This is a genomic window from Paracraurococcus ruber (assembly GCF_004353985.1).
GTDB classification, from domain to species: Bacteria; Pseudomonadota; Alphaproteobacteria; order Acetobacterales; family Acetobacteraceae; genus Paracraurococcus; species Paracraurococcus ruber.
Map to the genome: position 1 here is coordinate 1 of NZ_SMOA01000197.1, position 10,579 is coordinate 10,579.

Here is a 10,579-nt window from a genome sequence, read left to right on the forward strand (position 1 = left end):
CCCTCCTGACCCCATCCTGCGGCGGCCACGCGCCGACCGCGAAGAGAAGCGAGTGACCTACGGGAATGACTTGAGGCGAGAGGAACAGCTTGACCCCCTAACCCCAATCAGAGAGGACTCTCAGGACCTGACGTCGATCGCCGCGGCGCCGGCGTTCTGTACCGGCAGCACATAGGCCGGCGCGCAGACATGCACCTCGCCGCCCTGGGCGAGATAGGTTTGGACCATCCGGCGGATCTCGTCCTCGCTGGGCTGCCCGGCGGCCAGGCAGCGGCGGATCCGGGCTACCCGCTGATGACCGCGACTTGTGGCATTTCGCATTGCCTCGCCACGGCGGATTGCGCCGCCGCTGGCGGCGGGGGGGGTGGTCTGGATGTCGTCCACGGCTGCCATCGCTGGGCTGGGGGTGGGGGAGAGAGGCTGGTGAGGGGTTGTGCAACAATCCTATGCGCAGCACTTTCGCTCACCGAGAGTTTTTCGCACAATGGGGCTCAACGAGCCGTTTTTCGCATGTCCTGTTACCCTAAAGCCACAGGCGGCGCTCCTGCCGGCGGCGGGGACCAAGTAGACGGACCGGAATGTCAGGAAGGCCCGGCCGCCACCGGGGGGCCGATCCAGGACCGGGCGAAGGGGACAGGCATTGCGGGGCCCGCGCTCAGGTGCCGGCATGGGCTGGCAAGGCTCGGCTGTTTGCGCGGCGGCGGCCGTCCCTGTTCGGTGCAAAGCATGTCCGGGCAAGAGCCACGCGCAGGCGGCGATGCCTGCGGGCCGAGGATCGTCGTTCGGCCCCGGACACCACGCACAAGGCCAAGCCGCCGCAACGCCGTGGCCGCCTCCGAAGCAGCGGCCCGGCGGGGCCGCCAGCAACCCTGCCCGGAATCCCCGGACGAGCACAGCCTCCACCCCTTGCGACGGTGGAGATGGGTGGTCGCAGCCAGCGGGCGCAGGTTCGGGCGATGCTCTGCGCTACCTGTTCAGCGACGCCATGGCACGTCGCAGCGGCACTGCCTGGAAGGCCAGGGGCTTCGCCTGCGCGTCGCGGAACCCCAGCATGGGCCTGCGCGATGCCACGCCCGGGATCTGCCCTAGGCAAGGCGGCGGCCAGGACCCTGCATCACCGGGATACCTAGAAGGGTGCCACCGAACCTTGGCGCTTCGAGGCGCCGCCGATCCGGCTGGCCGCCGACCATCGAACGTAAGCCGGCTGTCGGGGCCAGACAGGTGCCGGCGGATGATGCGCGTCGGGGCGCACCCGGGGGACAGGGCACGACACAGGGTCAGGCTGGAGCCGGGAATGACCGCCGGCTGACAGGAGGCCAGGAACCAGCATTCTGCGGCTGGTCCGGGCTGGCATCAGCTCGGTCGCGCCGTCCCGCACCAGCGGCGTCGTGTGGCTGTTGCGAAACGATATTGTAAGCGGTAGCGTACACGAACCGGATGCTGTATTCCTTGCGTAACATTAACTGGTACAACCATGGCTCGCGGCACTCGATCCTTCAGCGCCACGGGTCCAAGTGATCTTGCCCTTTCTGGCCAGGGCGGCCGCGAGCCAGAGCCACTCGACAGGCGCGTAACGTCACCTTTTCGCATGGTTGCCTGATCCCGTGGCTGCTAGGGTGTCGTCGCCGGAACTTGGGCCGTCCGGTCATCATGAAACGCTTCCGGTTTCGTGGCGAATTTGCCATGCTGCACGGAAGTTCGCGGCGACGCGGGGGCGCGCCCTGCGGGGCCGCAGGGCACGGCGCCGCGATCCCTGCACGGGTCCGGCACCGGGCGATGGAAGGTATCTGCGAAGCGGGATCCTGGCCGTCCGGTCGCCGGCGCGCCTGGCCCGTGCTGGCATGAGGGCGGTGTGATGCGGTCGGATGAGGTTGGGGCCGCAAGGGGTGGCCACGGGGCGCGGGGCGGGGTGGACCGGATCGTGCAGGTCCAGTCCGCCGATCCGAACGGCCCAGTGTTCAGCATCGAGGTGGTGACGCCGGATGCCGCCATCGGCCTGCTGCAGAGCAAGCGGCCGACCGCGCGGGAGAACCCGGCCGCCATCGGCAATTATGCCGAGGCGATGCGTGCCGGGCGGTGGATCCTGAATGGGATGCCGCTGATCCTGTCGCAGTCCGGCCTGCTGCTGGACGGGCTGCAGCGGCTGCGCGCCTGCGCCCGGGCGGACGTGCCCTTCACCACCGTCGTCGCCCGCAACATCCCGGACGACGTGCTGCACACCATCGACCAGCAGCGCCGGCGGTCCTTCGCAGGCGTGCTGGAAGCACGCGGGATGCAGCATGCCGGCGCGCTGCAATCGGCGCTGGTGAAGCTGATCCGCTACCAGGACCGGCAGATGACGCGCGCGACCGGCTCGCCCTCCTGGTCGCGGCTGGACCGGGTGCTGGCGGCGAATCCCGACTTGGTCGCGGCGGTGAAGATCTCGCTGGAGAGCGAGGCCACGGCGCTGTCCGAGGCGGTGCGCACGCCGCTGATCTTCATGGGCTTCCGGGTGGACAAGGCGGTGACCCGCCGCTTCCTGGATGCCGTGGCGCATCCCGACCGCTACGACCCGCTGGAGCCCGGCGCGCGGGTGCGCGACCTGATCGAGCTGACGCGCGGCGACCCGGCGACCCGGCTGAAGCCGACGACGCTGTTCGCCATCTGCATCAAGGCGATGAACGCGGCGCTGAGCGACACCCCGCAGCGCAGCTATGCCTGGCTGGACCGCAGCGTGAATCCGACGCGCGGCGAGGAATTCCCGGAACTGTCCGGCTATCCCGGCTTGACCGACCCGGTGGAGACCGGCGCGACCGACGAGACCCAGGCGAAGCTGCGCGAGGCCGTGGCCAACCTGGAGCGGGAGGCGCATGTCTTCCCGCTGACGGTCGAGAGCATCACCCCGGCGCTGGCCGAGGAGTATCTGGCGCACAATGCCCACAACCGGCGCATCATCGCCGCGCATGTGGACTCGATCGCCCGGGACATCCGCAGCGGCCACTGGATGATGAATGCTCAGCCGATCTGCTTCTCCCGCTCCGGCCGGCTGCTGAACGGCCAGCATCGCCTGTCCGCCGTTCTGCAGGCCGGCCAGCCGATCGAGGTTCCGGTCATGCGCGGCCTGCCGGAGGAGGCCTATGCCACCTACGACATCCACGCCAAGCGCGGCCCGCATCTGGGCATGGCGCTGGAAAGCTTCGGCGACCGGCCCCTGGTCGCCGCCGCCGCGGTGCTGCTGTGGAAGCGCGAGCTGAAGCCGGCCGGCGCCCGCAACGCCAAGCCCACGCCATCCGAGGTGACGCGGATCGTCGAGCAGCATCCGCGGCTGCTCGAGCTTCGCACCTTCGGCCGCAAGATGGTAGAATTCGGCCGCGGCTCGGTGCTCGCCTATGCCGCCTACTGCATCGAGCGGGAGGATGCCGAGCTGGGCCGCCTCTTCCTCGAGCGCTTCGAGACCGGCGCCGAGCTGCCGCGCGGCCACCTGATCCTGGAGCTACGCCGGCGGCTGCAGATCCTGCGGCGCGAGCGGGCGAGCCAGGAGGAGCAGCTGCGCGAGATCCTGGCCGCCTGGGCGCGCTTCCGCCAGAAGCCGGACCTGCCCGCCACGCAGGAGAATCTTTCCGCCTGACATCGCCGCGTCCCGGGATGCGGCGCTGCGACCGGCAAGCCATGCCGGGCGCCCTTCGCCCGCCTGGGCCGTTCGCGGCGGCTGATCAGGCGGGACGCGCCGCCGCATCGGGCGCGGGCTGGCAGCGTGCCGCGTCCTCGGCCGCCAGTTCCGCCCGGTGCGCCGCATCCTGGCGCAACGCCGCCTCGGCTGACGCCTGCGCCAATTCCAACCGGTGCCGATGGGCCAGCGCATCCTGAAGCGCGCGCCGCGCCGCATCCTCCCGCTGGCGGGCGGCCTGGACCGCCGCGGCCCGCGCCTGGCCAAGCCGCCTGGCCGCGGCGGCATAGGCCGCCCAATCCCGCCAGGCGCCGCCATCCGCCCGCGCCGCCGCCTGTTCGCGCCGGAGCTGCGCTTCCTGCGCGGTGCGTGCCGCCTCTGCCGCCGCCAATGCCTGGCCCGCCGCGAGCAGGTCGGATTGCCGGGCATCCACCGCATGGCCCGCCAGCCGCAGCAGCACGCGGACAGCCTGCATCGTCCGGCTCCACCATCATCCATCCGGAATGGGGCGAAATGCCTCCGATCCCTTGATCCATTCGTGTATCATGGATTTTTCGCATGATCTACGGGACCGGCATGCCGCGCGTCGCTGGAACGCTCCTCCTGGGTCTGGCCTTTCTTTGCGCCACCGTGCTGGGCTGGACGCAGCGCGGTGCCGGCGCGCCGCCGCCGGCCGGTACGGCGATGCCGGCCGGTGTCCCACAGGTTTCCGGCTCCGGCTTCCTGGTGGCGCCCGGCCGGCTGGTGACCAACGCCCATGTGGTGATCGCCTGCCGTAAGGCTGGCGGCGCCGTGGAGGTTCTTGGTCTGCCCGGACCCTGGCGCGTGGCGCAGGAGGATCCCGACTCCGACCTCGCCCTGCTGGCGGGGCCGGAACTGGCGACCGACATCCTGCCGCTGTCGGCGGTGCAGGGCTTGGCGCGCGGCACCGTCGTGCTGGCGCTGGGCTATCCGGTGGAAGCCATGGCGGGCCGCCCGCCCGGGGCATTGCGAGCCCAGCCGGGCCAGGTGTTGCGGGCGATGCTGAGCGTGCACGACCCCGAGGCGGGTCGTGCCGAGAGCTTCGTGCTGCGCGACCGGACGCAGCGGGAGCTTCCCGCCACCTGGGAGGACGGGCTGCGCTTCTTCGGCGCGGCGCGGGAGGACCGGATGCGGTGGCTGCTGGAGATCGACGTGCCGGCGGCGGCCGGGACCTCCGGCGGGCCGGTGCTGGACGGGGACGGCAATGTCGTGGGGGTGATCCATGCCGGCGACCGGCGGCGCGGCTTCTCCGGTGCCATCACGCCGAAGGATCTGCGCGACTTCCTCGGTCGAGCCGGCGTGCTGCCGCGCTTCCGCCCGGCGCATGTGGCGACACCAGCGGACTGGCGCCGGGTGGAGGCTGCGGCGGCGCGCGGCGTGTTCCGGATCCTGTGCTGAATCGGGTCGGCGCGCGGCGTGACCAACGCGGAACATGACCGCGCCAGATCTCACCAGGCATCAGGGGCCTTGCGGCCGCGGTCTCCCTCCATCCGCTGCTGCAGCTCAGCAATGCGCCCGGGGGACCGGATGAGCTGCGAGGATCATCGGGCAGACCAGCCATGGACCTCTTGCCGCCCCGTTCCAGGCCGAGCGTCGCGGCGATGATGTCGCGCGCCCGCCGACCTGTTTGGCCGCTTCTTGCCCTTTCTTGCGGATGACGAACGCCGGCCTTGACGGCGTAAGTGTTTCGCTTCAGGAAAATCCGTGACGCGCAGCCTAAAAATAGTAACTTTGAGTTGAAAACAAGCTTGCGAATTAACGTAAGGGTTGTACCCTTGCGACCGTGATCTCACGACGCCTTCAAGCCAAGGTGCCCCCTTCATGTTGCCGATCGATTTGCGCGCACTCCAGGACCTCGCCAGCAGGGCGATCACGTCGATCTCCTGCGCGATCGAGGATGTTCTCGAGGACTCCCAGCGCGGCTATCTGCTGGAAGCAATGCGGGCGCTCGATGACATCGAATCTACGCTCGAGACAGCATTCGAAATGACGCTGGATGTGCCGGGCAGCGACGCCGGCATCCCCGCCCTGCGGATCGTCAGCAGCCAGGAAGCCGGCGACATCCCGCAGGTCGCCTGAGCCGCCCAAGCCAGGACATGTGGCGCCGACGGGCTCGCTGGGCGTGCATACTGGCCGCCAAGGGGCATGACAGCCGCTGCAGGGAAGGGGGCTGGCAAAGATCGGAGCCGTCCCGCTCGGCCACGCCGCCTTTGCCGGTCCCGCGGCGCGACGCCGATCCCGCGCTTCCGGCTGCCCCAGGCGGACATGATCCTGTTCGCCGCCCCCCCCGACGAGGATGCCCTGGCGGGCCGAACGCTGCTGCTGCCGCGTAGGGTCGACACCGGCTGGCAGCAGGCCGGATCGACCGATGGCTTGCGGTCCGCCTCGCAAGCCGGCGCAAGCCGGGTGAGAAACTGCAGCACGCATTTTTCCAGGGACAACACGGCAGCCGCGCTGCGGCGGTGCAAGGGCAAGTTGTCGGCGGGTGTCATCCGGTAGCGGGCTGCACCGACATGGGCTGTGCGTGCCTGCGGCACCGGTTGTCGGCTGGCGATCCTGGCCATCCTCGCGGCCCCGGCGGGCCGCGCCGCGGGTGCGATAGACCGCGAGCCCTTCCGTGTTTACCGGGCCAAGGCGGCAACGGCAGCCTTTCGGCCGATGCGGCCGACCTAGCCCTCGCAAAGAGCAGATCCCGGTCAGGTGAAATCACCTGACCGGGTGAAGATCCTCGTAGTGCCAAATGACGAGAGCCGTTGCCGTGAGCCAAGGCGAACGGAAACCGCTCTAGAACAGGCCGCCCGGACCACGGCTGGTGCCGGGCGCGATCACCGGCGGCGCGAAGGCCGCGGGCCGCGGCTGGAAGGCCGTGCGGCGGCCACCATAGGCGGGGTCGGAGAAATACTGTGCCGCCAGCGGGTCGCGCGGCGCCCCGCCCGAACAGCCACCAGCCAGCAGCGGCAGCAACACGGCCAGGCCGGCCACGGCGCCGCGCCGGACCTGTCCACCACCAAGCCAAGACCCGAACATCCCGCTCACTCCACGCCTGTCGAAGCGCCGTTCCACCGCCCGGTGGCGGCATTGGCGCGGGACCGCTTGGCCTGCCATGCCGCCGATGCCTCCATCGCGTCCGCCTGGTCGATCGGCTGGGACATGGTTTCCTTGATCTGCTTTCGCATGGTCTCAGGCAGCCGCGAGGCAGCCTGCCCCCAGTGATTCGACCACATGCTCGGCGACCATCAGCGCGGCGTCGCTATGGCGCACCAACACGCGCACCGGTGCACCGGCGCGGCCGATCTCCCGCGCGCCGATCGCGTTGCGGGCCGGCGCCAGGGCGATGCCGAAACAGCCGAGGCCATGGCAGATCGCCGCCCGCATGGAGGCCGATCCTTCCCCGACCGCGGCCGTGAAGACGAGTGTATCGAGGCCGCCGAGCACGGCCACCAGCGCGCCTATCTCACGTCGGACGCGCCAGACGAAGGCCGCCAATGCCTCGGCCTTCGCCCTCCGGTCCGGCGTATCGCCTGGCAATCCGTCCATGGCCACGCCATCGCCGGGGTGCGGCGCCGCTTCATCCTCCCAGCGCTGCAGATCGACGCTGTCCAGGCTGCGACCGGCGCGGACGGCACAGAGCGATGTCCGGCGGCCGAGATGCACGATGACGGTGCGGCCCGACGCCAGGGCCGGATCCTCTGCGGCCAGCCGCCGGCAGAGATGTTCGTAGGACAGGCCGTGTCGCCCGGGCGCTGCGCCAAGGTCATCGGCCGGGGCGGCACGCCCAGGCAGCCGGCGCCGCAGATGGAAGCTGCTCTCGAAGCAGGCGACCTGCGGCACATCGGGGAATACCGCCATCGTCGCCCGCAGCCCCGCCAGCCCCGGCGCATCGGCCGACAGGGCTTCCAGCCGCCGCAGCAAGGCAGGCTCGACACGCAGGGGCGATGGAAGATCGCCACCATGGCCGAACCGATGGCCGATGCCGATCACCCGCCGGCCGGCTGCCGCCTCATCCAGCCAGGCGACGATGGCTGCCAGTGCGGCGTGGTGATCGCCCGGTGCTTCCTCCGCCCGCCAGCCATGCGCCGCCAGCAGACGGTGCTGCGCGCCCCGCGCCGTGAAGCCCGGCCGTCCGCCGATGCCATGCACCTCGGTGGCCCAGAGCAGATCGAGCCCGGCGGCGGCATGGACCTGCAGCGCCAGGGATGCAGGGCCAGCATCGAGAACCAGGACCAGGTCGCTCACGCGGGGCTCCAGGGCAGGGGGCGGTCTTGCGCCATGGTCGGAAGCCGGCCCCGGCGTCCCGCAGCGTGCTGGTCGCAGGGCGATCTCCTGGACCGCCGGTCGAGCGAGAGTCCGTGAGATCGATTGGCGAAGAATGAACCAGCCAGATGCAATGCAACGGGCGCTTCGTCCCCGTCTGGAGAGTGTGGAATCGGGCGAGGCGGCGCAGGGTGTGGAAAGCAGCGAGACGCCCTGCGCCATCGCCCTGCGAACCCGGCCTGGGTCCCGACAGGAATCAGCCCGGAGGCTCAGCGGATGCGAGAGGGATGTAGACCGGACCGCGCTTCGCATCCGCATGGCGGCGTTCGCCGCGCGCAGCGGATGGGGCGGTGAATCCGGGTCGTCCGGCGGTGGGCGTGGCCGCCCGTTCAGGCGGAGCGCAGCGCGTAGGTCTTCGGCGCCACCGGCGGGCGGCTCGGCTTCAGGATGACGCCCTGTTCGGTGACCTCGATCCGCGCCGCTGGATAGACCGCGAGGGCGAGGGAGAGCGAGCCGCTGAATTTCGGCTTGAAATGGTACATCTCGCGGAATCCCGTGCCGAACTGCCCCTTCAGCGCCTTCCAGGTGACCAGGCGGTCGGCGGTCAGCACATGCAGGCGGTAGGCGAGCCACATGTAGACATCGAGCGCCGGGGCGTTGTTGTTCAGCGCCTTGATCGCCGCTTCCTCGAGCGGCACGGGATGCCGCCGCAGCTGCTCGTAGAAGGTCTCGCTGAGCTTCGCCGTTTCCAGGCTGAGACGGCCCTGCTTGCTCGATCCCTGTTCGATGAACAGCGCCTTGTCCACGATGCTCTGATTGACCAGGCCGGAGGCCCTGCCCGTGGTGGCGAGGTGGAAGGTGAGTCGGCAGCGCGAGATCCGCTCCGCCTGGTCGCGCACGCTGCGCCCGGTCATTCCCCCGACCGAGACGCCGATGCGGCCGAGCCAGTCCCGCAGCGACGTCCCGAGTTCGACCTCCCGGGATCCGGTGCGAAGCGCCTCCGTCTGCAGGTAGAGGAGGATGAGCCGGGCATGGCTGCCATAGGGGACGCCGACCCATTCGAAGGCCTGGGGATCCTCGCCGACCGGGCGCCGGCCCGGCTCGACCATCAGCCGCAGGCGTTCGGCCGAGATGGACCAAGCCGCGTCATCGGGCAGGCGCTTGTGCGGCAGGGCGCACTGTGCCCAGCCGGAATAGGCGAAGCCGAGCGCGTTGTCCTCATCCGCGAGATACTGTGCCGCGGCCTCGACGATGGAACGGGCGATGCCGGCATCGAGCGCACCCTGCTTGCCCTTGGCCTCCAGCAGTTCGTGCACCGTTCCCATCGCCAAATCCCTATGCCCTCGAATGAACCTGATGTGATCTCGCACGCCATAGCGTGATCCGGACTGCAATGTCGCCGTGGAAAGCAGCGAGGAAGCTACTAGGATTAGTATTAGAGATTCTACTATTAGCTTCCTCGCTGGATTCCACGGGATAAGCTGGCGAAGCGGTTGAATTGCCGTGGACGAGGCTCGCCCCTTTCCACGGCCGCATCGCTCGTCTCCACGCCCGATGCTGTGCACGATCCCCGAGGCGGCCTCGCTGCTTTCCACAGTGGCCGGGGGCGACTCGGTAGGCTGCAGCCATGCGAATGCCTGACGATCAAGTCTGCCCGACGTGATCGGCCGCGGCATGAATGCGGCATCGTCCGGCTTGTGCGCAGGCAGATCGCCCTGGCATCCCAATCGCATTGCCGGCCCCAACAATCGGCCGGTGCGCGATTGTCGGGGGAAAGCCGCATGGCGAAGCCAGCATCCAGACTCTTCGATCCGCCGCCATCATGAGCGACCGGCGAGAGCCCCTGCCGGGACTGCCCGACTCCGCCCTCAATCGTCGCCACGGCGCGATCGAGAAGCTTCGCCTGCTCGTCACCCATCCCAGGACGGAGGAGATGCTGCGGGCGATCGCCCGCGAAAGGCTCGACATCCTGGCACCTCGCCGCGCGATGTCGCCGCCAGGCGCGCCGCGGCGCCGCGTGACGGACCGGCCCGCCGCGCCGCCGGCCGGCCTCGGTCGGCTCGTCCTTGCCGCCTACGCGGTCGGCACCGCCCCTGCTGCGCCATCGCCCCGGGCAGCCTCACCAGACGCCACGGGCATCCTGCCGGAGATCGACCTCCTCGCCTGATCCGGGGCGCCGCCGTCGCCCTGCTCTGCCTCGGCAGGACAGGGCCGGCCCGGATGCCGTCCTCGCCCCGCGATCCGGCAGGCGGCACGGCTGCGTGCCTGGCCAGGCCGCCGCCAGGCCGGCTTCAGGCGAGCGCAAGCCGCGCCGAGCCGGGATGCCCCGTCGCAAGCTGGGCAAGGATGGCGGGGATGCGGCCAGCGGGCTGCGGCCGGCTGAACAGGTAGCCTTGCGCCTCGGTACAGCCCTTATGCGCCAGGGCGGCGAACTGCTCCTCGGTCTCCACGCCCTCTGCCGTCGTCGTCATGTCGAGCGCGGCGCAGAGTTCGACGATGGCCTGCACGATCGCGCTGCTCTGGCGCGACCGGTCCATCTCGCGCGTGAAGCAGCGGTCGATCTTCACCTTGTCGAAGGGGAAGCGCTGCAGGTAGCTGAGCGAGCTGTAGCCCGTGCCGAAATCATCCATGGCGATCCGCACGCCGAGCGCCTTCAGC

12 protein-coding genes are annotated in these 10,579 nt (G+C 70.1%); 5 read left to right on the forward strand and 7 right to left on the reverse strand.

Going from position 1 to position 10,579, the window contains the following annotated elements; genetic code table 11:
* Positions 1–120: 120 nt before the first annotated feature.
* Positions 121–384 (reverse strand): hypothetical protein, encoded by a 264-nt coding sequence (locus E2C05_RS23705; RefSeq protein ID WP_133222117.1) that lies wholly within the window; start codon positions 382–384, stop codon positions 121–123.
* A 1,537-nt stretch (positions 385–1,921) separates the two neighbouring features.
* Here E2C05_RS23705 and E2C05_RS23710 point away from each other — a divergent pair.
* A complete protein-coding gene (locus tag E2C05_RS23710; protein WP_240046870.1) occupies positions 1,922–3,607 on the forward strand; it encodes a hypothetical protein in 1,686 nt (561 codons plus the stop codon).
* An 85-nt stretch (positions 3,608–3,692) separates the two neighbouring features.
* Here E2C05_RS23710 and E2C05_RS23715 read toward each other — a convergent pair whose 3' ends face one another.
* Positions 3,693–4,121 carry a hypothetical protein gene (locus E2C05_RS23715; protein ID WP_133222118.1) on the reverse strand — a complete coding sequence of 143 codons (429 nt, stop codon included), beginning with the start codon at positions 4,119–4,121 and terminating at the stop codon, positions 3,693–3,695.
* A gap of 83 nt (positions 4,122–4,204) precedes the next feature.
* Here E2C05_RS23715 and E2C05_RS23720 point away from each other — a divergent pair, with 83 nt between their 5' ends.
* From E2C05_RS23720 to E2C05_RS23730, 3 genes are all read left to right on the forward strand, one after another.
* Positions 4,205–5,065: a trypsin-like peptidase domain-containing protein gene (locus E2C05_RS23720; protein WP_133222119.1), complete on the forward strand. Its 861-nt coding sequence runs from the start codon at positions 4,205–4,207 to the stop codon at positions 5,063–5,065.
* A 423-nt stretch (positions 5,066–5,488) separates the two neighbouring features.
* On the forward strand, positions 5,489–5,746 hold the full coding sequence (locus E2C05_RS23725) for a hypothetical protein (RefSeq protein ID WP_133222120.1): 258 nt from the start codon (positions 5,489–5,491) through the stop codon (positions 5,744–5,746).
* Between the two features lie 186 nt (positions 5,747–5,932).
* A complete protein-coding gene (locus tag E2C05_RS23730) occupies positions 5,933–6,166 on the forward strand; it encodes a hypothetical protein (protein ID WP_133222121.1) in 234 nt (77 codons plus the stop codon).
* 285 nt (positions 6,167–6,451) lie between these two features.
* Here the strand turns inward: E2C05_RS23730 and E2C05_RS23735 are convergent, their stop codons facing one another.
* The 4 genes from E2C05_RS23735 to E2C05_RS23745 form a co-directional block, all read right to left on the reverse strand.
* Positions 6,452–6,649: a hypothetical protein gene (locus E2C05_RS23735; RefSeq protein ID WP_158292331.1), complete on the reverse strand. Its 198-nt coding sequence runs from the start codon at positions 6,647–6,649 to the stop codon at positions 6,452–6,454.
* A gap of 50 nt (positions 6,650–6,699) precedes the next feature.
* Complete coding sequence (locus E2C05_RS34305; RefSeq protein ID WP_205083017.1) at positions 6,700–6,843, reverse strand: hypothetical protein; 144 nt, start codon at positions 6,841–6,843, stop codon at positions 6,700–6,702.
* A gap of 4 nt (positions 6,844–6,847) precedes the next feature.
* Entirely contained in the window at positions 6,848–7,903 is a 1,056-nt protein-coding gene (locus E2C05_RS23740; protein WP_158292332.1) for a hypothetical protein, read from the reverse strand.
* Between the two features lie 407 nt (positions 7,904–8,310).
* Positions 8,311–9,246, reverse strand: a complete 936-nt coding sequence (locus tag E2C05_RS23745) for a replication protein RepA (RefSeq protein ID WP_133222124.1) — start codon at positions 9,244–9,246, stop codon at positions 8,311–8,313.
* A gap of 497 nt (positions 9,247–9,743) precedes the next feature.
* On the opposite strand from E2C05_RS23745, the gene E2C05_RS23750 reads away from it, so the two are divergent.
* The gene (locus tag E2C05_RS23750) at positions 9,744–10,088 is read left to right on the forward strand and encodes a hypothetical protein (RefSeq protein ID WP_133222125.1); all 345 of its coding nucleotides are present in this window, start codon (positions 9,744–9,746) and stop codon (positions 10,086–10,088) included.
* 124 nt (positions 10,089–10,212) lie between these two features.
* Here the strand turns inward: E2C05_RS23750 and E2C05_RS23755 are convergent.
* The coding region (locus E2C05_RS23755; RefSeq protein ID WP_133222126.1) for an EAL domain-containing protein at positions 10,213–10,579 on the reverse strand (367 nt) is incomplete at its 5' end.